This is a genomic window from Polaribacter sp. P097 (genome assembly GCF_036864555.1).
Lineage (GTDB): Bacteria > Bacteroidota > Bacteroidia > Flavobacteriales > Flavobacteriaceae > Polaribacter.
In genome coordinates this window covers 238,567-264,122 of record NZ_JAZETJ010000003.1, presented here as the reverse complement: position 1 = coordinate 264,122, position 25,556 = coordinate 238,567, and the positions used below count along the sequence as shown (strand labels likewise).

The following is a 25,556-nucleotide window of genomic DNA, read 5'->3' as shown; positions in this document are numbered from 1 at the left end:
TCGAGACTTTTTTTTTGCTAGTACTTTTTCATTAAGTTTGTATAGAAAGATATATTCTCCATACCTATGCAATCTACCCTATATCAAGGTCTAAAAGTTTCAAAATCAAACTACACAAAAGTTGATGATTTCCTTGTTGTAGAAGCTCCACTCCAAATAAATATCAATAAAGAGCCATATACAGTAGTTATGAGAACTCCTGATGATGACTTTGAGTTAATTAGAGGCTTATTGTTTGCTGAAGATATTTACAAACAGAAAGCACCTTTAGCAATGAAAATTCTTAAACAAGAAGATAATATTCCCAAAATAGTTGATGTTTCTATATCTAAAGATCATTTAGGCAAAGGTTATTTGAATAAAAGAACGTTACTATCTGTCTCATCTTGTGGTATTTGTGGTAAAAAGGAGTTAAATGACATTAAAGTAACTGGTAATAATTTAGAGAATAGGTATCAATTAACTGCGAATCAACTACATAAAATGTATGAAGTTATGCATACACTTCAAAAGACTTATAATAAATCTGGAGGAAGCCATGCAGCTGCATTATTTTCTAAAGACAATAATCTTCTTACATTAAAGGAAGATATTGGTAGACACAATGCTGTTGATAAAGCTATTGGCAATTTACTCATAAATGAAAACTTAAAAAAAGCGCATTACTTGCTTGTTAGTGGAAGAGTTTCTTACGAAATAGTCACAAAAGCTTTTATTGCAAAAATACCCGTAATTGTTGCAGTTTCTGCATGTTCAAGTTTAGCTGTAGATTTTGCCAAAGAATTTGGTATTTGCTTAATTGGCTTTACTAGAGAAAACAAACTAACCATCTATTCCAACACAAACGCAATTAATCTTTTAGCACATGATTAAAAAAACAAATGCTCAAAATCCAGAAAAATATACAGGAATAGAATTAAAAGAAATTCCTCATTCAGCAGTTGGCTTTAAGGCCATAAAATCTTCTATAAATCATGTGAAAAATGAAGCAGGACTATTTAGAGGAATGAGCTTATTAAAAAACTTAAATCAAACCTATGGTTTTGATTGTCCTGGCTGTGCATGGCCAGACCCTGATGAAAAAAGAGCCTTTTTAGCTGAATATTGTGAAAATGGTGCAAAAGCAGTTGCTGAAGAAGCAACAAGAAATAAAGTTTCCCCACTATTTTTTGCAACTTACTCAGTGAGTAATTTGGCCAAACTTTCTGATTATGAAATAGGAAAAAAAGGTCGAATTACACATCCTGTTTATTTACCTGAAGGCGCAAACCATTACAAAGAAATTTCTTGGAAAGATGCTTTTAAGCTTATTGCAAGTGAACTTAATAGTCTAGATTCTCCTGATGAAGCCATTTTTTACACCTCAGGAAGAACGAGTAACGAAGCTGCATTTTTATATCAATTATTTGGAAGACAATTTGGTACAAACAATTTACCTGATTGTTCTAACATGTGTCATGAAGCAAGTGGTGCAGCACTTTCTGAAACATTAGGTATTGGTAAAGGTTCTGTTACCTTAGATGATTTTAATCATACAGATTTAATAATTGTAATGGGGCAAAACCCTGGCACCAATCATCCTAGAATGTTAACTGCATTAGGTGATGCCAAAAAGAATGGAAGTAAAATTATAACCATTAATCCCTTACCTGAAGTTGGATTAATGAATTATAAAGACCCTCAAAACCCTTTAAAATGGGTAGGTTCAGGACAAGATTTAACAGATTTGTTTTTACAAGTTAAAATTAACGGAGATGTAGCTCTTCTAAAAATCATTTTAAAATTAATGATTGCTAAAGAGGAAGAAGATACAGGTTCTGTTTTTGACTATAAATTTATAAAAGAAAAAACCCATGGAGTTGAAGCTTTAATAGACGATTTAGAAACGTATTCAATTGATTATCTATTGCCTCAAACAGGTTTAACTTTAGAAATAATTAAAAAGGCTGCAGACCTAATTATCAACAATAAAAAAATTATCATTTGTTGGGCAATGGGTTTAACTCAGCATAAAAACTCTGTAGACAACATTAGAGAAATTGTAAATATTTTACTTCTAAAGGGTAGCATTGGAAAAAAAGGTGCTGGAACATGTCCTGTTCGTGGACATTCCAATGTACAAGGAGATAGAACTATGGGTATTTGGGAAAAAATGCCAGACACATTCTTAGATAAAATTGATACCGAGTTTAATTTTAAATCTCCCAGAAAACATGGCTTTGATGTTGTAAATTCTATAAAAGCCATGCATCAAAAAAAGGCCAAAGTATTTTTTGGTATGGGTGGTAATTTTGTGTCTGCAACTCCAGATACAGAATATACAGCAGAAGGTTTACGAAATTGCAATTTAACTGTTCACGTTTCTACAAAGCTAAATAGAAGTCATTTAATTCATGGTAAAAAGGCTTTAATTTTGCCCTGTTTAGGAAGATCAGAAAAAGATTACCAAACTTCTGGAGAGCAATTTATATCTGTAGAAAATTCTATGGGAATTGTTCATAAATCTCAAGGCCATTTAGAACCTTGCTCTGAAGATTTGTTAAGTGAACCTGCAATTGTTGCTGGTTTAGCCAAAGCAACTTTAAAAAACTCAAAAGTAAATTGGGATGAACTTATATCTAATTATGATTATATAAGAGATAAAATAGAAGCTGTTATTCCTGGCTTTAATAACTATAATAAAAGAGTTCGAGAAGATGTTGGTTTTTACTTACCCAATAATGCAAGAGCAAATAACTTTAAGCCCACAGCAACAGGTAAGGCAAATTTTACGGTAAATGCTACTTCTGATTTAAAGCTTGCAGAAGATCAATTTATAATGATGACTATAAGAACGCACGATCAATACAACACCACAATTTATGGTTTGAATGATAGGTATAGAGGAGTATTAAACGAAAGAAGAGTTATTTTTATGAATAGTTCTGATTTGGAAAAATACAATATTAAGAAATTAGACATCGTAGATTTAAGAAGCCACTTTGATAATGAAATTAGAGAAGCCAAAGGTTTTATAGCAATTCCATACAACATTCCAAAACAATGTACTGCAACCTATTTTCCTGAAGCAAATGTATTAGTACCTATACAAAGCACAGGTAGAACTAGTAATACACCAACATCAAAAACTGTAATTATTACAATCCATAAAAGATAAAATGAAGAAAATTCTAAGTTTATTTCTATTACTATTTTTAAGTTATCATAGTTATGCTCAAACTATTGAAATTCCTAAGAAACAAACTCAGAAAGCGTTTGCGAAATTAGATGTTTTGTCAATAAAAATGCCAGAAACTAGCATTCCTAATGAAAAAAACATGGGATTTTCAGGTATTCATTATAATTTAATGTTGAACGATTGGGCTTATGCTGGTCTTGGTATTTATGGAGCTGTAACTGGTGAAAGAGGTGGCTTTTTTACTTTAGGCGTAAATGCAGGAATTAAAAAATATTTAAGTCCTAAGTTTTATGTTGATGCTGGTTTTCATTTTGGAGGTGGTGGAGGTGCTGCTGCTCCTGATGGTGGAGGCGCATTTATTTTACCTCATGCAAATCTTGGTTATGATTTTGAACACTTCTCTATAAATTCAGGTTGGAGTTATGTTGACTTTTTTGATGGTGGATTAATACAAAATCATCAAATTAATTTTAGTCTAGAAATACCCTTAAATTACGATTACGCCTCTTACATAGCTTCTGAAACCGAATACAATTTTGACAGTCTTAAGGAGTCTGATTGGAATGTAAACTCAAAGAGAACCTCTTTAATGCTGCATTTAAATACCTTAAAAATAAAAGGAGAAACGCAAGGTATTAATAACGGAAAAACTATAAAATTAGCAGGTTTTGAATTGGCTACTTATTTCACCAAAAACTGGTTTGCATTTCTAAAAGTTGATGGTGCCTTTGATGGCATTAAAGCAGGTTATATGGATGTATTTTTAGGTGGTGGTTATCATCTATCATTCAATAACAATAGCACAAATATCCTTGCCAAATTTGGAGCAGGTGCTGGTGGTGGAGGTGGAATCGATTCTCAAGGAGGTTTCTTAATTTATCCAGATTTATCTCTTGAACAACGTATTTTTAACGACATGTATATCTCCGTAAATAAAGGGTTTGTAATGTCTCCTAATTCACATTTTTATACATCTTCACTTGGAGTTGGTTTAAAGTATTATGTGGAAAGAAATGGTACTAATTCTGATAAAAAATTCAGTTCTGGTAAATTTAAAGGACTAGAAATTATTACAAAACATGATATTTATTTCAATGCAGAAAGAGATTCTAATCCTACAGAAGATTTACACCAAATCTCGCTTCAAATTAATTTAAACCTAAATAAAAACATATACATCACTGGGCAAACGTCATTTGCTAATTTTGGAAACGCAGGTGCTTATGCTGAAGGAATTGTAGGTTTAGGCGTACAAACTAATTCATTTATGAATGATAAAGTATCTATATTTCTACAAGCTTTGGGAGGAGCTGCTGGTGGAGGAGATATAAGTACAGGACAAGGATTAATTGTAAAACCAAGTGTAGGTTTTAATTACCAATTAAATGATAATTTAAGTTTTAGAAGTGCTGCTGGTTATGTAAAAGCTAAAGGTGGATCTTTAAGTAGTATAGCTTTTAACTTCGGATTAAAATATCATATATCATTTTTAAAAATGAAAAAGTAAAGTAAATCTAATTATGAAAAAACCTTTTTTAAACCTTATATTTTTTATCCTATTTCTAAATTCATCAATTATAGAAGCTCAAAACATACAAATTATACCTCAGCCAAATACCATTATATATGGTAAAAAATCATTTATAATAAATGAAAACACTAAAATAGTTTCATCAAATGATGCTAAATTGATAGAACAGGATTTGGTAAATTATTTTAAAAATGAGTTTAATCTATCGTTAAAAACTACCCAGCAAGGTTTTGCGAAAAATAATTTTATCACTTTTAAAATAGATAAAAACTTGCAAAATGAAGCTTACGAATTAACTGTAGAAGATGATAAAATTACTATTTGTGCTAAAAACAAAGCTGGCTGGTTTTATGGCAACCAGACCTTAATGCAATTGCTTTCTTACAACTCACATTATTCACAATATGAAAATCAAATTAAAGTAAAGGGTATTAAAATAAAAGATGCTCCAAGATTTAAATGGAGGGCATTCATGTTAGATGAAGCTAGATATTTTAAAGGTAAAGAACAGGTAAAATTACTATTAGATGAAATGGCTTTTTTAAAAATGAATACGTTTCATTGGCATTTGGTAGATGATCAAGGTTGGCGAATTGAAATTAAAAAATATCCAAAATTGACAGAAATTGGATCTAAAAGAAAAAGCACACAAATTGGCCCTTTACAGTGGGAAAGCCCAATACAATCTGCAGAGCCTCATAAAGGTTTTTATACCCAAGAAGATATTAAAGAAATTGTGGCTTATGCCCAAGAAAGGAACATTACTGTTGTTCCAGAAATAGAAATGCCTGGTCATTCAACTGCTGCAATTGCTTCTTATTCTTGGTTAGGAACTTCTAAAAAAGAAATAGAAGTGCCTATAAAATTCGGAGTTGGAAAAGATGTTTACGATGTTACAAACCCAAGAGTAACACAATTTCTAAAAGACGTATTAGATGAAGTTATGACACTATTTCCATCAAAAGTTATTCATATTGGTGGAGATGAAGTAAAATACAACCATTGGAAAAATTCGTCTTCTGTTCAGCAATACATGAAAGAGAAAAAATTAAAAACGCCTGCTGATTTACAGGTTTACTTCACAAATTCAATATCTAATTACCTGCAAAGTAAAGGAAGAAGAATGATGGGTTGGAACGAAATTATGGGTCATAATTTACATGAATATCAAGATGAAAATGACACCCAGACTTCTCAAAAATTAGCAAAAGAAAGTATTGTACATTTCTGGAAAGGAGATGTTGAATTGGCAACAACTGCAGCAAAAAACGGGTATGAAATTGTAAACTCATTACATTCTTCTACCTATCTAGATTATAGATATAAAAATCTACCTTTCTCAAAAGCATATGCTTTTAACCCAATTCCTAAAGATTTAGATGTAAAATATCATGATAAAGTGATTGGTTTAGGTTGCCAAATGTGGGGTGAATGGATTCCTACAATTGGAGAAATGCATTATAAAGTTTTTCCAAGAATAGCTGCATATGCAGAAATAGGTTGGACCAATTTAGAAAATAAAGATTTTAGTGCTTTTAAAATCAGTCTTAAAAATTTACAAGATAGATGGGCATCTAAAAACATATACTATGCACCTAATGAATTTGTAGAAAAAAAATAATTTAGTTTGAAAGAAATAATTTCTATTGCTCCAGGAAGAACTTGTTTATTTGGCGACCATCAAGATTACTTAGGGTTACCAATAATTGCATGCGCAATTGATAAACACATTACCATTAAGGCTGTTAAGAATAATAAAGAAAATTTTGTTATTGATTTGCCAGATATCAATCAAAAAAGAACAATTTCTATATATCAACAGCAAGACGAATTAGAACAAGGAGATTTTTTGCAATCTAGCTTACAGGTTTTAAAAAGATATAATTGCACACCCAGTTGTGGCTATGATGTTTTAATTACAGGAACTATTCCAATAAATTCAGGAACTTCTAGTTCATCTGCATTAACTGTAGCTTGGATTCAGTTTTTATTAAAAGCATTTGGGCCAGAAGAACTTTTATCACCAGAGAAATTATCTCAATTAGCCTACGAAGCTGAAGTTTTAGAACTTAATGCTCCAGGAGGTAAAATGGATCAATACAGTATAGGTTTAGGAAATATCATTTATTTAGAAACGGGTGAAGATTTTTCTTATCAAGTTTTAAAGAATCCTATTCCTGGCTTAATTATGGCAGATTCTGGTGTACCAAAAGAAACCACTGCCCTATTACATCGCTTAAAAACTAATTCTTGGAAAGCTATTAAAGAGGTTCAAAAACATATTCCTCATTTTACCATAGAAACTGCAAATCTTGCGCATCTAGATGAATATCTTAATTATTTAAGTGATGATTTAAAACCCTATTTAGAAGCAGCTCTTGGCAATTACACTGTTACCAAAACTGCACTATTAGAATTTAAAAAAGAAAGGTTAAATCTTAATTCAATAGGTCAATTAATGAATAAGCATCACTATTATTTAAAAGAGCTTCTCAAAATTACAGTACCTAAAATTGATAAAATGATAGATGCTGCTTTATCAGCTGGAGCTTTAGGAGCAAAAATAGTTGGTTCTGGTGGTGGAGGAAGTATTGCAGTTATCTCTGATGAAACCAATAAAAATAAAATTATAGCAGCTTTGAATAATGCTGGCGCTAAAAGTGTTTACTTTGCTAACGTTGATCCTGGAGCAAGATTAATTAAATAACATGCATAACAATTTAATAATTTTAGCTGGTGGCATGTCTTCAAGAATGAAGAAGCCATCGACCATAAAAAACATCAATAAAGAAAAAATTAATGAGGCTAATTCTCGAAGTAAAAGTTTAATTGGAGTTGGAAAGGAAAACAGACCATTAATGGATTACTTACTTTACAACGCTAAAAAAGCAGGCTATAAAAACATTTATATTGTTATAAATAAAAATGGGAATCTTTTCAAAACTTTTTATGGCACTAAATCAGCCAACAATGAATTTAAAGGATTAAACATTTCATTTCCGATTCAAAAAATACCAGACTTTAGAGAAAAACCTTTTGGAACAGCAGATGCAGTTTATCAAGCAATAGAACAATTTCCTAAATTAAAAAAAGAATCATTTACAGTTTGCAATAGCGATAATCTATATTCAATTAAAGTTTTAGAATTATTGAGAAATTCTGAAAGTGTAAATTCACTTATTTCATATGATAGAAAAAGTTTAGAATTTTCATTAGAAAAAATATACTCTTTTGCTATTATGAATTTGGATAAGCAGAATTACTTGAAAGATATTATTGAAAAACCCACAAAAGAGGAAGCTGAAAATTATCAAGACAAAGATGGCAAGATAAGAGTAAGCATGAATATCTTTAAATTAGATGGGCCAATAATTTTTGAGTATTTAAAAAATTGTCCCATTCATCCAAAAAGAAATGAAAAAGAATTACCAACTGTTGTATTAAATTGCATCAAAGATCATCCAAAGAGTTTTTTAACAATTCCTGTTTCTGAACATGTTCCAGATTTAACCGCAAAAGACGATATATCAATAGTTAAGAAATATATTGATGAAAATTACCCTACAAATTTGGCTTGGTAATTATGCTCTATCCAATAGCTGACCTTCTCCCTTTAATTGGATTGTAATCCGTGTAAATAAATATACAAGTTATTAACAATTAGTCTTTTGAATACCGTTTTTCTATAAAATATATTATATTGCAACACTTTTTAACCCCTTAACCCCTTAATTATGGATAAAGAAACCATAAAACAATTGTGCGTGCTTGCATTCACTTCAGTAATACTCTATTTCTCAGGATTTCATTTAATTTCTATTGGAAACTTAAAAAACCTATCAGATGGTTTTGTAGTGATCGTTTTCTTTTTAGCTTTTTTCCCTTTTTTGGGCAATTTTGCTTCATTAACGTTTAAATGTTTCAAAAAAGTTTTAGGCTAAGAATTTTAAATTTGTAACTATAAAATTATTTTTTGTACATTTACTTTAAATTGTAATCCCCCACAACAATGAGTAAACTTATCATTAAACAAGCGATAGTCGTTTTAGTTACAGCAACAGCCTTATATTTTTCTGGATTTCATTTAGCATCTAATGAAGGTATTGAGAATCTTTTAGACGCATTTATGGTTATGTTATTTTTCATAACCCTGTTTCCATTTATAATTAATTCAGTAAAATTAGTCTATAAATTTTTTAAATCGCTTTACAATATAATAGCAGTGTAGTTCACTAATAGTTATTTATTTAATCTAGAAGTGTTTAATCGTTTATTAGTAGAATTCACATAACTATTATAAAGCGAGTTGTATTTCACCAAATCATTAAATTGATATTTGTTGGTGTTATTTTTATGTAGTAAAATATCGCCATTTGTAAGCTCTGTAGTACTTCTTGCATCACTCAATTCAGGAATTTCTAATATAGCATCCTTATTATTTGCTATCACAATACTTTGAGATGCCAATAATTTGGTATTACCTGTCTGTCTGTCTAATACTTTAATATCTGCCTTAACAACATTATATCCTCTAGATTTTTTTTCAATTGTAGACTCCACATAAAACATAATTTTTGATGAAGGCCTGCATTCAAAATATTCTTTATTTAAAGCTTCTATTACATCAATCTGATCTAGATTAATTCCATTTTTAGAAGTTTTAGTTTCAATTGTAGTGAAGGAAAATATTCCAACAAGTAATAAGAATAGGGTTGAGATTTTTTTTATCGTTTTCATAAATAGGGTATTTATCTGCAACAAATTTACCCTATAAATTAGCTGAAATTAGAAATTTTCGCCAAGTGGCTTTTAAATGCAGTCGAATTGAGACGAATATAAAGATGAAGCTATTTAATAAAACAAAAAACCACACTATAAATAGTGTGGTTTAAGTGAGCCCTGAAGGATTCGAACCTTCGACCGCCTCCTTAGAAGGGAGGTGCTCTATCCAGCTGAGCTAAGAGCCCGTAGTTTTTATGTTTCTACGAAAACAAAGTCGGGGTGGCAGGATTCGAACCTGCGACCTCCTCGTCCCAAACGAGGCGCGATGACCGGGCTACGCTACACCCCGAGTGCAATTTGCGGAGAGACAGGGACTCGAACCCTGGCGACCAAAAAGGTCGACAGATTAGCAATCTGCTGCATTACCACTCTGCCACCTCTCCAAAAAATCCCACTATTAAATAGTTGAATTAAATTGCGAGTGCAAATGTAATATTAGAATTACAATTTACCAAGATTTTTTAATGTTTTTATTAAGTTTTTTTATTCTGGATATTCTACCCTTAAATGATAGATGTTCATCAACTTTTTCTTGATCACTTTTTTAATCAATTTAATTTCCCTGAAAGTAATATCTGAGTTTACAAATTGGTTATCGGACATTTGTTTATCAATAATTTTATCAATTAAATCGCTAATAGACTGAGCTGTTGGATTTTTGATACTTTTCGATGCTGCTTCTGCTGCATCACACATCATTAAAATAGCAGTTTCCTTAGAAAATGGTATAGGACCTTTGTATTTAAACTTTTCAATATCAACTTCGGTGTCTGGATTTAGTTCTTGCTCTTTTTTATAAAAATAGTAAGTAGAACTTGTACCATGGTGCGTTCTGATAAAATCAATAATTCTATCTGGTATATTATTTTTCTTAGCTAACTCTACCCCTTTTATAACATGATCTGTAATTATTTTACTACTATCTCTAGGTGATAAATCATTATGCGGATTCACACCTGTAGATTGGTTTTCTATAAAATACATCGGATTTAGCATTTTACCTACATCATGATATAATGCCCCAGTTCTTACCAACATAGAATTAGCACCAATTTCATTGGCTGCAGCCTCTGCTAAATTAGCCACTTGCATAGAATGCTGAAATGTTCCTGGAGCTTCTTCATTCAATTGTCTTAAAAGCTTTGTATTGGTGTTAGAAAGCTCTAATAAGGTAACATCAGATACCAGTCCAAAAACCTTTTCATAAATATAAATTAATATAATTGAAAGAAATGAAAGCAATCCGTTCATTGCAAAAAGCACAAAATAATCCCAATTAATTTGAGAAACATTACCTTCTTTAATTACAGAAAACGCAAAGTAGGTTAACATATATATACCTGTTATTTGAGCTACAGATATAAATAGATTGGCTCTTTTGTATAGTTCAGAAACTGTAAGTATGGTTACAATACCTGCAATGATATGTAGATAAATAAACTCAAAACTATTTGGAACTATATATCCTAAAAGCAATACTGTTAATACATGACTAAATAAACCCAATCTAGCATCAAAGAAAGCCTTAATAATAATTGGTAAAATACTTAAAGGTACTATATACAAATAATCGGAGTTGTATTTAATTACCAAAGTTTGTATAAAAATTATGGCAAATACATTAAAAAAGATAAATGTTACTTTGTTGTTATTTTCATAAATTTCAATTCTATATTTATGTAAAAAAAGCAATAACATTAATAGGGCTAGAGATACTAAAATGGTATATCCTAAAACAATCCAATTGTAATTAGAATCTGTCCAGATTTTAGATTCTGATTCACTTTTTAAGGAATTCAAAATAGCCAACTTTTTACCCTCTACTATATCACCTTTTAAAATGATTAATTCACCTTCTGAAACTTTACCTTTTGTGTAAGAAATATGGTCAATATCATTTTGAATTATTTTCTCTGTAAAATCTTTATCATAAGACACGTTAGGTTTAATAACGCTTGCTAAAATATTTAGTAATAAGTTCTGGTTATAGGATAATTCTTTCGATCCAATTTCAGTATTAATCAATGCTAAAACTTCTTTTGAGTTGAATAGATTTTTAAACAAAATATCTTCCACTTCATTTTCTTTTTTAAGCGCAACAATTTCATCTAACTCAGAAACTCTGTCTTCACTAATTACCTCTAAATATCCATAATTATAAACATCTTCAATAATGTTCTCTCCTACTCTTTTTAGTGATAATCTTTTGGTTTCTGTTAAAGAATCATTCAATTTTAAACTTAAAATTTTATTATTAAACGAAGCCCTTACTTGGTTTACAACCTCTGCATCATATTGAAAATACAATTTGGCATTTACCTCTATTTGCTTTTTTTCAACTTCAATTTCTTCATCTGTTTTTTGTATAGCAAAATCGAAAGTAGCATATAAGTTATCATATTTCCATAGCTGACCATTGCTAAAATCATATTTAAACTGCCCCCCTTTTGGAAACAAATAAACAATGGCAACTGTAGTTATTAGAAATAGAATAACTTTATAAATAATTGTGTTATTTCTATATATTTTATTGATGAAATCACTCATAAGTAACAGTGTTATTATAACAAACTTACAGTAAAAAAATGAAGCCCAAAAATTAAGATTTCTTTTTGATTTAAAATGGTTATTTTCGCAAGACAAAGAAACGATTTAAAGAAAAAAATATATAATATGAAAGAAGTAGTAATTGTATCTATAGCAAGAACACCTATTGGAAGTTTTATGGGAAGTTTATCTTCTATTCCAGCTACAAAATTAGGTGCTATTGCCATTAAAGGTGCTTTAGACAAAATAAATTTAGATGCCAATTTGGTTCAAGAAGTATTTATGGGTAATGTAGTTTCTGCAGGTTTAGGACAAGCTCCTGCAAGACAGGCAGCAATTCATGCAGGTATTCCAGATTCTGTACCTTGTACTACAGTAAATAAAGTTTGTGCATCGGGTATGAAATCTATTATGCTTGCAGCCCAAACAATTACTTTAGGTGATGCTGACATTGTAGTAGCAGGTGGAATGGAAAACATGAGTTCTATACCTCATTATCAACATGCTAGAAACGGATCTAAATTCGGACCAATTACTATGGAAGATGGTATGCAAAGAGATGGTTTAGTAGATGCTTATGAAAAGGTTGCTATGGGTGTTTGTGCAGATGAATGTGCTGCAGAATATGAATTCTCAAGAGAAGATCAAGATGCCTTTGCAATACAATCTTACAACAGATCTGCTGAGGCTTGGGCTTCAGGCAAATTTGATGATGAAATTGTACCAGTTTCAATACCACAAAGAAGAGGTGAGCCTATTCTATTTTCTGAAGATGAAGAATATAAAAATGTTAAGAAAGAAAAAATACCTGCTTTAAGACCTGCTTTTACAAAAGAAGGAACTGTTACTGCTGCTAATGCATCAACAATAAATGATGGTGGGGCTGCTTTAGTTTTAATGTCTGCTGAAAAAGCGCAAGAATTAAATTTAACACCAATTGCAAAAATTAAAAGTTATGCAGATGCTGCTCATGAGCCTAAATGGTTTACTACAGCTCCTGCAAAAGCATTACCAAAAGCATTGGCTAAAGCTAATTTAAGCATAGATGAAGTTGACTATTTTGAATTGAACGAAGCATTTTCTGTGGTTGGCTTAGCAAACATGAAAATATTAGGTATTTCTGATAAAAATACTAACGTAAATGGTGGTGCAGTTTCTTTAGGGCATCCTTTAGGTGTTTCTGGAGCAAGAATTGTAATTGCTTTAACTTCTATTTTAAAGCAAAATGATGCCAAAATTGGTGCTGCTGCTATATGTAATGGTGGTGGAGGTGCTAGTGCCCTAATTCTAGAAAGAATTTAATTTATAAAAGATAGTTTTTGTACGGAATTTGTAATTTAAGTATTGTTCCTTTAAGGAAAGAACCAACAGATCAATCAGAAATGGTTAGTCAGGTTTTGTTTGGTGAATTTTTTACAATACTTGAAAAAGATAAAAACTGGAGTAAGATTAAATTGGCTTTTGATGATTGTGAAGGTTTTGTTGATAATAAACAATTTCAGGAAATTGAATATGCTGAATATCAAAATTTACAAGAGGCTAAGCCAGTTTATTCTGGAGAGGTTATCGATTTTATTTCAAATTCAGCTAGAGAATTCTTTACAATCCCTTTAGGAGCAAACCTGCCTAATTACAACAATGAAAGTTTTATTTTAAATAAAGAAAATTATCAATTTGAGGGTGCTATTTTAGGTCAATTAGAAAGTAAAGAAGAAATATTACAAAAGGCATACGTGTATTTAAACACACCTTTTTTGTGGGGTGGTAAAACACCTTTTGGTATAGATTGTTCAGGATTTACGCAAATGGTCTACAAATTATGTGGCTACAAACTTTTAAGAAACGCAAATGAACAAGCTACGCAAGGTGAAGTTTTAAGTTTTATAGAAGAAAGTGAGCCAGGAGATTTAGCCTTTTTTGACAACGAAGAAGGTGAAATTATACATGTTGGTATTATCTTGAATAATTATAATATTATCCATGCTCATGGCAAGGTTAGAATTGATACTTTAGATCACAGTGGAATTTTTAATGCCGACCTTCAAAAACATACACATAAGCTAAGAGTAATTAAAAAAATTATATAGCATAAAAAAAACCGAAACTTTAAAGTTTCGGTTTTTTTATACATTGAGATCGAAAATTACATTCCTCTCATTTTTTTATAGATTGGTCTTAAAGCATCTGCTTTCTCTTCCATTCTTAAAATATCATAAATATTTAAAAGAGATTTCACAGTATCTTCAGAACGCTTAATGCTATCTGCTTTTTCTAAAAATGGTAAAGCTTCTTTATATAATTCTTTCTGCTTTCCTTGTAATTCATCATACTTTTTAAAGTTAGATAAATTTTCGTTCATTTCATCTACAATTGCTTGCTCACCAGATAAAATTGCGACAGCTAAATTCATATAAGCATCTCCATATTCAGGATCTAATTCAATTGCTTTTTTGTAGTAACCAATTGCTTCTTCTTTTTTACCTTCATTTTGATTTACAACTCCTAAGTTGAAAAATAATGTTGGATTATTTGGATCTAATTGTATGGCCTCTTGCATTAAAGTTCCAAACTTCTCCATATCTTTCAATTGAATGTATAATTGAGCTTCATTCAATAGTAAGTTTAAATCCTTAGGATCGTTTTCTCTTGCTTTTTTAATTGCTACAATTGCTTCATCAGTTTTTCCTTGTGCAATTAAAATGTAACCAATATTTTTTACAATATCTGCTTGTCTTGATTTTGTTGGCACATCTTCTGGAGCAATATAATCGCCAGATTTTACCATTAAATCTCTTTGCGTCTTTCCTCCTAAGTTTTCTTTAGCTCCTGTTTCTTTGTTAGTTGCCATATACTGCATAGTAACACCTGTATAACCTAACTCTTGAAGCTTATTATAATAGGCTAAAGAAGTATCGTAATCTTTTTGTAAAGAAGCACTTACTGCTGCATTATAAAGAAAAGATGTATCTGTAGGACTTAGTTGATATGTTAAGTAAAAGTTTTCAGTTGCAGTTTTATAATCTTTCGTTTCATTATAAGCTGTAACTGCTTTTTGAGATACAAACTGAGTAAGCTCCATTACTTTTGTTTTAGCCTCATTTGTATATCTAGATTTTCTAGTTGCTTTCTCAAAATCAAATAAATTATTGTAAGCTTCTACTGCTTTTTTAACATCGGTTTTACCATAAACTTGCCCTTTTAGAAAGTAATATTTACCCTTATACTTATCCTCCATAGAACCTTCCATACTTTCTATAGACTGTATAGCAGTTCTGGCAGTAGCTATATCATTCTTTTTAAGTGCTTTTTCAGCAACTTTTAGTTCGTTTTTTTGCGCTGATACTCCAATCGTCATCAATCCTAAAGAAAGCGCTAATATTTGTTTTTTCATTTTGTTTCTGTATTAAATTTGTTTTCTATTCTTGATTATCACTTGTATTATTTTCAATATTCGTGCCATTTTCTGTTTCATCTGCAGACTCTTCTTCTGCTTCTTCTTCATGAACAACTTTGGCTACTGCAGCAATACTATCATCATCTTTAATGTTAATTAAACGAACACCTTGTGTTGCACGCCCCATAACCCTTAAGTCTTCTACTGCCATTCTAATTACTAAACCAGATTTGTTAATAATCATTAAATCGTTAGAATCATCTACGTTTTTAATGGCTACTAAATTACCTGTTTTTTCAGATATATTTAACGTTTTTACACCTTTACCACCTCTGTTTGTAATTCTATAATCTTCTAGGCTAGAACGTTTACCATATCCTTTTTCAGAAACCACTAAAATGTTACTTTCCATATCATTTACGGCTACCATACCAATAACCTCATCGTTTTCATGTTGCAGAGTAATACCTCTTACACCAGATGCAGTTCTACCCATTGGTCTTGTTTTAGCTTCTTCAAATCGAATTGATTTACCTGAAGCTAGAGCTAACATTACTTGGCTATCACCAGTTGTTAATTTTGCTTCTAAAAGTTCATCACCTTCTTTAATTGTAATTGCATTAATTCCGTTTGTTCTTGGTCTAGAGTATTGCTCTAAAGATGTCTTTTTAACTTGACCTTTTTTAGTGGCCATAATTACGTAATGGCTGTTGATGTACTCTTCGTTCTTTAAATCTTGTGTAACCAAGAATGCTTTAACTGAATCATCTTGCTCAATATTGATTAAGTTTTGCATTGCTCTACCTTTGGTGTTTTTACCACCTTCTGGAATTTCATAAACTCGCATCCAAAATACTTTACCCTTTTGAGTAAAGAACATCATATATTGATGATTGGTACCTACAAATAGATGTTCTAAGAAATCTTCATTTCTTGTAGTAGCGCCTTTTTGGCCTCTACCTCCTCTATTTTGAACCTTGTATTCATCTAGATTTGTACGTTTCAAGTAACCTGCATTAGAAATGGTTACTACCACTTTTGTATCCGGAATCATATCTTCAATACGCATATCACCACCAGCATACTCTATAGTAGATCTTCTTTCATCTCCATATTTCTCTTTGATGTGTAATAACTCGTCCTTAATTATTTGATAACGTCTAGGCTCATTGGCTAAAATATCTTTTAAGTCAGCAATTGTAACCATAATTTCATCAAACTCAGCTCTTAACTTGTCTTGCTCTAGACCCGTTAATTGACGTAAACGCATTTCTACAATTGCCTTCGCCTGAATTTCTGTTAATTCGAAACGCTCAATTAAGCTAGCTCTTGCTTCATCTGCATTAGAAGATGCTCTAATAATTTTAATTACTTCATCAATATTATCTGATGCAATTATTAATCCCTCTAAAATATGTGCTCTAGCTTCTGCTTTCTTTAATTCATATTCTGTTCTACGAACAACAACCTCATGTCTGTGTTCAACAAAATAATGAATAAGTTGTTTTAAATTTAATTGCTCTGGTCTACCATTAACTAACGCAATATTATTTACACTAAAAGAAGTTTGTAATTGCGTATATTTAAATAACTTGTTTAAAACGATATTAGGAATTGCATCACGTTTTAACACGTAAACAATTCGCATACCATTTCTATCAGATTCATCTCTAATATTGGCAATACCAGATATTTTTTTCTCGTTAACCAAGTCAGCAGTTTTCTTAATCATGTCTGCTTTATTCACTTGGTAAGGAATTTCAGTAACAATGATACACTCACGCCCTTTTACTTCTTCAATAACCGCTTTTGCACGCATTACAATACGTCCACGACCTGTATGAAAAGCATCTCTTACTCCATCATAACCATAAATAATTCCACCTGTTGGAAAATCTGGTGCAGTAACATGTTGCATTAACTCATCAATCTCAATATCTCTATTTTCTATATAGGCTACAGTACCATTAATAACTTCTGTTAAGTTATGAGGAGCCATATTTGTAGCCATACCTACTGCAATACCAGAAGCACCATTTACCAATAAGTTAGGTATACGAGTTGGTAACACAACAGGCTCTTGCAAAGTGTCGTCAAAATTTAAAGAATGATCTACAGTATCTTTTTCGATATCTGCCAACATTTCTTCAGAAATCTTTTGCATTCTAACCTCAGTATAACGCATTGCTGCAGGAGAATCACCATCTACAGAACCAAAGTTTCCTTGACCATCAACCATCATGTAACGCACACTCCAATCTTGTGCCATTCTTACCATAGAGTCATAAACAGAAGTATCTCCATGAGGATGATACTTACCTAAAACTTCACCTACAATTCTTGCAGATTTTTTATACGCTCCAGTTGCCTTAATTCCTAATTCGTGCATACCATATAAAACCCTTCTATGAACTGGTTTTAAACCATCTCTAACATCTGGTAATGCTCTAGATACAATTACAGACATTGAATAATCAATGTATGCAGATTTCATCTGTTCTTCTATGTTAATTGGAATTAACTTTTCGCCTTCTGCCATATATATTTTATTATTATTTAATCAAAAATTTAAAACAAGGCAAGATACTGTTTCTAATGCTTTTTACAAAGATTATAACGTCTCTAAACCCTCATAGTTATCAACATTTTTTGATAATTTTTAACACTATTATACTTGTTTGATTTCCAATTGTTTTCTACCTTGTAATGGTAGTCAAACTGTCAGTTTTAAAGCATTGGCATCTTTTTTGTAATAATCTCAAAAAAAAAGGACTAAATTTACAACACATCAATTTTAGATAGAAAGAAATATGGACGATAATTTTTCACCAAAAGTTAGAGATGTAATCACTTTTAGTAAAGAAGAGGCTTTAAGATTAGGGCACGAATTTATTGGAACTGAACACCTTTTACTAGGATTAATAAGAAAAGGCGAAGGTAAAGCTATTGAGATATTAACAGCGTTTGATGTTGATTTAACTTTGCTAAGAAAAAAATTAGAACAATTAAACCCTGCAAACCCAACGTTTGTAGAGAGTGCAGATAAACCTAGCTTACGTTTAACAAGACAAGCTGAAAAAGCGTTAAAAACAACTTTTTTAGAGGCTAAGTTATATCAAAGTGATGCTATAGATACAGCACATTTATTGTTGTGCGTTTTAAGAAACGAAAATGACCCAACAACTAAATTAATTCAGAAATATCATGTAAACTATGATGAAGCAAAAGCTTTATACAAACAATTACATGTGGATGAAGTTGATGCTGATTTACCAGTAAACCCCATTGCAGAAACACCTTCTGATGATGAATATGCTTCAGAAAAATCGAATCCTTTTGATCAGCCCCAGAAAAGCAAAGCTTCAAAAAAATCTAAAACTCCAGTTTTAGATAATTTTGGTAGAGATTTAACAGATTTGGCGGAAAATGGGAGGCTAGATCCTGTTGTTGGGCGTCAAAAAGAAATAGAGAGAGTTTCTCAAATTTTAAGTCGTAGAAAGAAAAACAACCCAATGTTAATTGGAGAACCAGGTGTTGGTAAATCTGCTATTGCAGAAGGTTTAGCTTTACGAATTGTAGATAGAAAAGTATCAAGAATTTTATTTGATAAGAGAATAGTATCTCTAGATTTAGCTAGTTTAGTTGCTGGAACAAAGTACAGAGGTCAGTTTGAAGAAAGAATGAAAGCCTTAATGAACGAATTAGAAAAGAATGATGATATTATTCTTTTTATTGATGAAATTCATACAATAGTTGGTGCAGGTGGTGCTACAGGTTCTTTAGATGCATCTAACATGTTAAAACCAGCTTTAGCGAGAGGTGAAATACAATGTATAGGTGCCACAACTTTAGATGAGTTTAGAACAAATATTGAGAAAGATGGTGCTTTAGAACGTCGTTTTCAAAAAGTAATTGTAGATCCAACTTCTGTTGAAGAAACTATTCAGATTTTACAAAATATTAAAGGGAAATATGAAGAACATCATAATGTAGATTTTACGGACGATGCTATTGAAGCTTGTGTAAAATTAACTAACAGATATATGACTGACAGATACTTACCAGACAAAGCTATTGATGCTTTAGATGAGGCTGGATCTAGAATTCATATTACCAATATCGTTGTTCCGAAACAAGTTTTAGAGTTAGAATCTCAATTAGAAATAATTAGAGATAAGAAAACGAAAGCTGTGAATGGCCAAAAGTACGAAGAAGCTGCAAAATTGAGAGATGATGAAAAGAATATGGAGGCTGCTTTAAACTCTGCTCAAAAACAATGGGAAGATGATTCTAAATTAAACAGAGAAATTGTTACCGAAGATAATGTTGCTGAAGTAGTTTCTATGATGACAGGTATTCCTGTGAATAGAGTTGCAGAGGCAGAAAGCCACAGGCTACATGAGCTACCTTCTTTAATTAAAGGTAAGGTTATTGGGCAAGATGAAGCAGTTACGAAAGTTGTTAAAGCTATTCAAAGAAATAGAGTTGGCTTAAAGGACCCGAACAAACCTATTGGTTCATTTATTTTCTTAGGTCAAACTGGTGTTGGTAAAACACAACTAGCAAAAGTATTGGCTCGTGAATTATTTGATTCTGATGATTCTTTAATCAGAATTGACATGAGTGAATACATGGAAAAGTTTGCAATTTCACGTTTAATTGGTGCACCTCCAGGTTACGTTGGTTATGAGGAAGGAGGACAATTAACTGAAAAAGTTCGCAGAAAACCTTATTCAGTTATTCTATTAGATGAAATTGAAAAAGCACATCCAGATGTGTTTAATATGTTATTACAGATTTTAGATGATGGTCATATTACAGATAGTTTAGGTAGAAAAATTGATTTTAGAAATACGATAATTATCATGACATCTAATATTGGTGCTCGTCAATTAAAAGACTTTGGTGGTGGAGTTGGTTTTGGAACTGCTTCTAAAAAAGAACAAGCAGACGCACACGCAAAATCGGTAATTGAAAGTGCATTGAAGAAATCTTTTGCACCTGAATTTTTAAATAGAATTGATGATGTAATTGTTTTCAACGCTTTAGAAAGAGAAGATATTCATTCAATTATCGACATCGAGTTAGACAAATTATTAAATAGGATCTCTGATTTAGGGTATACTTTAAATCTAAGCGAAAAAGCTAAAGATTATATAGCAGACAAAGGATTTGATAAAAAGTATGGAGCAAGACCTCTTAAAAGAGCTATCCAGAAATATATTGAAGATGCTTTGGCTGAAGAAATTGTGAATTCTAAATTAACTGAAGGTGATACAATAGCCATGGATTTTGATGAAGCTAAAGACGAGCTTACCATTAAAATTAAAAAAGGCAAGAAAAAACCTGAAACAAGAACAGAAAGTGAATCTTAAAAGAAAAAATCCCAAATTGTAAAATTTGGGATTTTTTTTATGCTTGACCTGTTGGCCCAAAATTCATCGGAATTGGAGGTTGCTCATAATCTTTGATATCTCCATTTTGTTGCTCGAACTTTTTAATATTATCAGCTAACGCTTTAGATAATCTTTTTGCATGTTGTGGAGTTAATATAATTCTAGACTTCACTTTTGCCTTAGGCACCCCAGGCATTATGTTTATAAAGTCTACAATAAACTCAGATATTGAATGATTTATAATTGCCAAATTTGAGTATGTTCCTTCAGCTACATCTTGGCCTAATTCAATATTTAATTGGCCGTCATTATTATTATTTTCTTCCATCAGTTTTAATTATTTAAATAAAAGTACAAAAAATAAAAAAGTTGAATTGAATACTGTAAAACAATTACAATAAACAATTCAACTTTAGATTATAAACGTTTAAACGTTATGTATTAGAAACTTTGTTCTATTTCATCTTTTGGTCCAACAATTACTTTATCATAAGATCTCATTCCTGTACCTGCTGGTATTTTCTTACCTACAATTACATTCTCTTTCAATCCTTCTAAAGTATCTATTTTACCATTTACAGCTGCCTCATTTAATACTTTTGTAGTTTCTTGGAAAGAAGCCGCAGAAATAAATGATTTCGTTTGTAAAGATGCTCTTGTAATACCTTGTAATACTTGTTCTGCTGTTGCTGGTCTTGCATCTCTTGCAGTAACTAAGTTATTGTCATTTCTTCTTAATAAAGAATTCTCATCTCTTAATTGACGTGCAGTGATTATTTGACCTGGCTTTAAATTCTCAGAATCTCCAGCATCTTCAACAACTTTCATTCCGTAAATTGCATCGTTTTCTTCAATAAAGTCATTCTTGTGAATCAATTGATTCTCTAAGAAAAGAGTATCTCCTGAATCTATAATTTTAACTTTACGCATCATTTGACGAACAACAACCTCAAAATGTTTGTCGTTAATTTTCACACCTTGTAAACGATATACTTCTTGTATTTCATTTACTAAGTATTCTTGTACTGCAGATGGCCCTTTAATTCTTAAAATATCAGAAGGTGTAGTAGCACCATCAGATAATGGCATACCAGCTTTGATAAAGTCATTTTCTTGAACTAAAATTTGATTAGAAAGCTTCACTAAATATTTGCTAATCTCACCTGTTTTAGACTCAACAATAATTTCTCTATTACCTCTTTTAATTTTTCCGAAAGAAACAACACCATCAATTTCTGAAACTACAGATGGGTTAGAAGGATTACGTGCTTCGAATAATTCTGTTACACGTGGTAAACCTCCTGTAATATCACCTGCTTTACCAGATTTTCTAGGAATTTTAACTAATGTTTTTCCACTTTCTACAACATCTCCATCATCAACCATTAAGTGAGCACCTACAGGTAAACTGTAAGAACGTAATGCGTTACCATCCTCATCTTCAATAATTAAAGATGCAATGATTTTTTTGTTCTTAGAGTCTGTAATTACTTTTTCTTGGAAACCTGTTTGTTCATCAATTTCTACAGCATAGTTCATACCTTGCTCTAAATTGTCGAACTTAACTCTACCATTAAACTCAGAAACAATTACACCATTAAATGGATCCCATTGTACAATAACATCTCCTTTTTTGATTGATTTTCTATCCTTATCAAAAATGATAGAACCATAAGGTAAAATATTAGTACTCTGAGTGATATCAGTTTTCTTATCAATAATTTTAATTTCAGCAGTTCTCGAAATTACGATATCTACTTCATTACCTTCATTATCTTTACCAACTACAGTTCTTAAATCATCGATAACAACTTTACCATCAAATTTGGCAATTAACTTGTTCTCTTCTGATATGTTACCTGCAACCCCACCAACGTGGAATGTACGCAATGTTAACTGTGTACCTGGCTCTCCAATAGATTGTGCTGCAATTACACCAACTGCCTCACCAATTTGCACTTTGTTACGCGTTGATAAACTTAAACCATAACATTTTGCACAAATACCTCTAGAAGATTCACAAGTTAATGCAGATCTTACTTCTACAGAATCAATACCTGACGCTTGTACAGCATCTGCTAATTGAGAAGTAATAGATTGATTTGCTTCTAATAATAATTCTTCTGTTACTGGGTGATAAACATCGTTTAAAGAAATACGACCTTCAATTCTGTCTGATAAAGACTCAACAATCTCATCGTTTTTCTTTAATGGAGCAACTTCTAAACCTCTTAATGTACCACAATCTTCTTCGTTAATAATAACGTCTTGAGATACATCTACTAATCTACGTGTTAAGTAACCAGCATCTGCGGTTTTTAGAGCTGTATCTGCTAATCCTTTACGAGCACCGTGAGTTGAGATAAAGTATTCAAGAATTGATAAACCTTCTTTAAAGTTAGAAAGAATTGGATTCTCGATAATTTCTCCACCACCAGCAGTAGATTTTTTCGGTTTTGCCATTAATCCACGCATACCTGTTAACTGACGAATCTGTTCTTTAGATCCACGAGCTCCAGAATCAAGCATCATATATACTGAGTTGAATCCTTGTTGGTCTTCACGTAAATTTTTCATAGACAATTCAGTTAATCTGTTGTTGGTAGAACCCCAAACATCAATTACCTGATTGTAACGCTCTTTCTGCGTTAACATACCCATATTATAGTTACCTACAATACCATCTACTTCTTTGTTTGCTTCATCAATCATGGCTTGCTTTTCTTTAGGGATAATAATATCACCTAATGAGAAAGACAATCCACCTTGGAATGCAAACTTATAACCCATATTTTTAATTTCATCTAAGAAAGCACCTGTTGTAGGAATATCTGTAGCTTTTAAAATACCACCAATAATTCCACGTAAGTTTTTCTTAGTTAAAACTTCATTTATATATCCGGCTGCAGCAGGAACTTTTTCATTAAATAAAACTCTACCTACAGTAGTTTTTATAATCTTAGTTACTTGCTCTCCATTTTCAATATCTTGAGTTCTAACTTTAATAGATGCATTTAAATCTACTTTTTCTTCATTAAAAGCTATTGTAACTTCTTCTGGAGAATAGAAAGTTAAGCCCTCTCCTTTAATTTGCATTTCTGGAGTAGATATTCTTTCTTTGGTCATGTAATATAATCCAAGTACCATATCCTGAGAAGGTACAGTAACTGGAGCACCATTTGCAGGGTTTAAGATATTATGAGAAGCCAACATTAATAATTGTGCTTCTAAAATAGCTTCTGGTCCTAATGGTAAGTGAACAGCCATTTGATCTCCATCAAAATCCGCATTAAATGCAGAACATGCTAATGGGTGTAATTGTATAGCTTTACCTTCAATTAATTTTGGTTGGAAAGCTTGAATACCTAGTCTGTGTAAAGTAGGAGCCCTGTTTAATAATACTGGGTGACCTTTAATTACGTTCTCTAAAATATCCCAAACAACTGGTTCTTTTCTATCAATAATTTTCTTTGCAGATTTAACTGTTTTTACAATTCCTCTTTCAATTAGTTTTCTAATTACGAATGGCTTATAAAGTTCAGCTGCCATATCTTTTGGCAATCCACATTCGGACAATTTCATTTCTGGTCCAACAACAATTACAGAACGTGCAGAATAATCAACACGCTTACCAAGTAAGTTTTGACGGAAACGACCTTGTTTACCTTTTAATGAATCTGACAAAGATTTTAAAGGTCTGTTAGATTCAGTTTTTACTGCTGATGATTTACGTGTGTTATCAAATAATGAATCTACTGATTCTTGTAACATACGTTTTTCATTACGTAAAATAACTTCTGGAGCCTTTATTTCAACCAATCTTTTTAAACGATTGTTTCTTATAATAACTCTTCTATATAAATCATTTAAATCCGAAGTTGCAAAACGTCCTCCATCTAATGGAACTAAAGGTCTTAATTCTGGTGGTATAACCGGAATTGCCTTCATAATCATCCATTCTGGATTATTTTCTCTATTCTTTTGAGAATCTCTAAATGCTTCAACAACGTTTAAACGCTTTAAAGCTTCAGTTTTTCTTTGCTTAGAAGTTTCAGTATTTGCTTTATGTCTTAATTGAAATGATAATTCATCTAAATCAATTCTAGCTAATAAATCAATTAAACATTCAGCACCCATTTTAGCAATAAACTTATTTGGATCTGAATCGTCTAAATATTGATTTTCTTGTGGTAACTCATCAACAATATCTAAATATTCTTCTTCAGTTAAGAAATCCATTTTTTGTAATGGCTCTCCTTCCACATTTTTTGCAATACCTGGTTGAATTACTACGTATCTTTCGTAGTAAATAATCATATCTAACTTTTTAGAAGGTAAACCTAAAAGGTAACCCATTTTGTTAGGTAATGATCTAAAGTACCAAATATGAGCAACAGGCACAACCAAATTGATATGCCCAACTCTATCTCTACGTACTTTCTTTTCTGTAACTTCTACACCACATCTATCACAAACAATACCTTTGTAACGAATTCTTTTGTACTTCCCACAGGCACATTCATAATCCTTAACAGGACCAAAAATACGCTCACAGAATAAACCATCTCTTTCTGGTTTGTGTGTACGATAATTTATAGTCTCTGGCTTTAAAACTTCACCTTTAGAAACTTCTAAAATAGCTTCTGGTGATGATAAACCAATTGAGATTTTGTTAAACTTTTTTACAGTGTACTTTTCTTGTTTTCTTGCCATGTCTTTTAATAAGTA

General features: G+C 31.4%; 16 protein-coding genes and 3 tRNA genes. 10 read left to right on the top strand and 9 right to left on the bottom strand.

What is annotated here, in order from left to right:
- Positions 1-66 precede the first annotated feature (66 nt).
- The 7 genes from fdhD to V7R38_RS12820 all read left to right on the top strand — a co-directional run bounded on the left by fdhD (position 67) and on the right by V7R38_RS12820 (position 8,937).
- A complete protein-coding gene (fdhD, locus tag V7R38_RS12850) occupies positions 67-873 on the top strand; it encodes a formate dehydrogenase accessory sulfurtransferase FdhD (protein ID WP_334059022.1) in 807 nt (268 codons plus the stop codon).
- Positions 866-3,157: an FdhF/YdeP family oxidoreductase gene (locus V7R38_RS12845; protein WP_334059020.1), complete on the top strand. Its 2,292-nt coding sequence runs from the start codon at positions 866-868 to the stop codon at positions 3,155-3,157. The genes fdhD and V7R38_RS12845 overlap by 8 nt, the downstream gene beginning before the upstream one ends.
- Before the next feature lies 1 nt (position 3,158).
- Positions 3,159-4,685, top strand: a complete 1,527-nt coding sequence (locus tag V7R38_RS12840) for a hypothetical protein (RefSeq protein WP_334059018.1) — start codon at positions 3,159-3,161, stop codon at positions 4,683-4,685.
- A gap of 13 nt (positions 4,686-4,698) precedes the next feature.
- The gene (locus V7R38_RS12835; protein WP_334059016.1) at positions 4,699-6,330 is read left to right on the top strand and encodes a beta-N-acetylhexosaminidase; all 1,632 of its coding nucleotides are present in this window, start codon (positions 4,699-4,701) and stop codon (positions 6,328-6,330) included.
- A 6-nt stretch (positions 6,331-6,336) separates the two neighbouring features.
- Positions 6,337-7,416, top strand: coding sequence for a mevalonate kinase family protein (locus V7R38_RS12830; protein ID WP_334059014.1), 1,080 nt, complete (start codon positions 6,337-6,339; stop codon positions 7,414-7,416).
- Position 7,417: 1 nt separating this feature from the next.
- Positions 7,418-8,290: a sugar phosphate nucleotidyltransferase gene (locus V7R38_RS12825; RefSeq protein WP_334059013.1), complete on the top strand. Its 873-nt coding sequence runs from the start codon at positions 7,418-7,420 to the stop codon at positions 8,288-8,290.
- Between the two features lie 428 nt (positions 8,291-8,718).
- Complete coding sequence (locus V7R38_RS12820) at positions 8,719-8,937, top strand: hypothetical protein (RefSeq protein WP_015480719.1); 219 nt, start codon at positions 8,719-8,721, stop codon at positions 8,935-8,937.
- Positions 8,938-8,948: 11 nt separating this feature from the next.
- Here the strand turns inward: V7R38_RS12820 and V7R38_RS12815 are convergent, their stop codons facing one another.
- The 5 genes from V7R38_RS12815 to V7R38_RS12795 all read right to left on the bottom strand — a co-directional run bounded on the left by V7R38_RS12815 (position 8,949) and on the right by V7R38_RS12795 (position 12,038).
- Positions 8,949-9,446, bottom strand: a complete 498-nt coding sequence (locus V7R38_RS12815; RefSeq protein ID WP_334059010.1) for a hypothetical protein — start codon at positions 9,444-9,446, stop codon at positions 8,949-8,951.
- A gap of 156 nt (positions 9,447-9,602) precedes the next feature.
- Positions 9,603-9,676, bottom strand: a tRNA-Arg gene (locus V7R38_RS12810).
- A gap of 29 nt (positions 9,677-9,705) precedes the next feature.
- Positions 9,706-9,780, bottom strand: a tRNA-Pro gene (locus V7R38_RS12805).
- 11 nt (positions 9,781-9,791) lie between these two features.
- A tRNA-Ser gene (locus tag V7R38_RS12800) sits at positions 9,792-9,874 on the bottom strand.
- Between the two features lie 100 nt (positions 9,875-9,974).
- Positions 9,975-12,038 (bottom strand): HD family phosphohydrolase, encoded by a 2,064-nt coding sequence (locus V7R38_RS12795; protein WP_334059009.1) that lies wholly within the window; start codon positions 12,036-12,038, stop codon positions 9,975-9,977.
- Positions 12,039-12,164: 126 nt separating this feature from the next.
- Here V7R38_RS12795 and V7R38_RS12790 point away from each other — a divergent pair, with 126 nt between their 5' ends.
- Together V7R38_RS12790 and V7R38_RS12785 are read left to right on the top strand one after the other, a co-directional pair.
- Entirely contained in the window at positions 12,165-13,340 is a 1,176-nt protein-coding gene (locus V7R38_RS12790; protein WP_334059007.1) for an acetyl-CoA C-acyltransferase, read from the top strand.
- A 17-nt stretch (positions 13,341-13,357) separates the two neighbouring features.
- Positions 13,358-14,125: a C40 family peptidase gene (locus V7R38_RS12785; protein ID WP_334059005.1), complete on the top strand. Its 768-nt coding sequence runs from the start codon at positions 13,358-13,360 to the stop codon at positions 14,123-14,125.
- 56 nt (positions 14,126-14,181) lie between these two features.
- Here the strand turns inward: V7R38_RS12785 and V7R38_RS12780 are convergent, their stop codons facing one another.
- Positions 14,182-15,429 (bottom strand): tetratricopeptide repeat protein, encoded by a 1,248-nt coding sequence (locus V7R38_RS12780; RefSeq protein ID WP_334059003.1) that lies wholly within the window; start codon positions 15,427-15,429, stop codon positions 14,182-14,184.
- A gap of 25 nt (positions 15,430-15,454) precedes the next feature.
- A complete protein-coding gene (gyrA, locus tag V7R38_RS12775) occupies positions 15,455-17,971 on the bottom strand; it encodes a DNA gyrase subunit A (protein ID WP_015480725.1) in 2,517 nt (838 codons plus the stop codon).
- Positions 17,972-18,242: 271 nt separating this feature from the next.
- Between gyrA and V7R38_RS12770 the strand changes: the two genes are divergently transcribed.
- Entirely contained in the window at positions 18,243-20,807 is a 2,565-nt protein-coding gene (locus V7R38_RS12770; RefSeq protein ID WP_334059000.1) for an ATP-dependent Clp protease ATP-binding subunit, read from the top strand.
- Positions 20,808-20,844: 37 nt separating this feature from the next.
- Here V7R38_RS12770 and V7R38_RS12765 read toward each other — a convergent pair whose 3' ends face one another.
- Positions 20,845-21,156 (bottom strand): DUF3467 domain-containing protein, encoded by a 312-nt coding sequence (locus V7R38_RS12765; protein WP_334058998.1) that lies wholly within the window; start codon positions 21,154-21,156, stop codon positions 20,845-20,847.
- Positions 21,157-21,269: 113 nt separating this feature from the next.
- Entirely contained in the window at positions 21,270-25,541 is a 4,272-nt protein-coding gene (rpoC, locus tag V7R38_RS12760; RefSeq protein WP_334058996.1) for a DNA-directed RNA polymerase subunit beta', read from the bottom strand.
- Positions 25,542-25,556 lie beyond the last annotated feature (15 nt).

Coding starts and splice junctions, on each gene's coding strand:
- fdhD (WP_334059022.1), top strand. CDS start 67: ATGCAATCTACCCTATATCAAGGTCTAAAAGTTTCAAAATCAAACTAC.
- V7R38_RS12845 (WP_334059020.1), top strand. CDS start 866: ATGATTAAAAAAACAAATGCTCAAAATCCAGAAAAATATACAGGAATA.
- V7R38_RS12840 (WP_334059018.1), top strand. CDS start 3,159: ATGAAGAAAATTCTAAGTTTATTTCTATTACTATTTTTAAGTTATCAT.
- V7R38_RS12835 (WP_334059016.1), top strand. CDS start 4,699: ATGAAAAAACCTTTTTTAAACCTTATATTTTTTATCCTATTTCTAAAT.
- V7R38_RS12825 (WP_334059013.1), top strand. CDS start 7,418: ATGCATAACAATTTAATAATTTTAGCTGGTGGCATGTCTTCAAGAATG.
- V7R38_RS12820 (WP_015480719.1), top strand. CDS start 8,719: ATGAGTAAACTTATCATTAAACAAGCGATAGTCGTTTTAGTTACAGCA.
- V7R38_RS12815 (WP_334059010.1), bottom strand. CDS start 9,446: ATGAAAACGATAAAAAAAATCTCAACCCTATTCTTATTACTTGTTGGA.
- V7R38_RS12795 (WP_334059009.1), bottom strand. CDS start 12,038: ATGAGTGATTTCATCAATAAAATATATAGAAATAACACAATTATTTAT.
- V7R38_RS12790 (WP_334059007.1), top strand. CDS start 12,165: ATGAAAGAAGTAGTAATTGTATCTATAGCAAGAACACCTATTGGAAGT.
- V7R38_RS12780 (WP_334059003.1), bottom strand. CDS start 15,429: ATGAAAAAACAAATATTAGCGCTTTCTTTAGGATTGATGACGATTGGA.
- gyrA (WP_015480725.1), bottom strand. CDS start 17,971: ATGGCAGAAGGCGAAAAGTTAATTCCAATTAACATAGAAGAACAGATG.
- V7R38_RS12770 (WP_334059000.1), top strand. CDS start 18,243: ATGGACGATAATTTTTCACCAAAAGTTAGAGATGTAATCACTTTTAGT.
- V7R38_RS12765 (WP_334058998.1), bottom strand. CDS start 21,156: ATGGAAGAAAATAATAATAATGACGGCCAATTAAATATTGAATTAGGC.
- rpoC (WP_334058996.1), bottom strand. CDS start 25,541: ATGGCAAGAAAACAAGAAAAGTACACTGTAAAAAAGTTTAACAAAATC.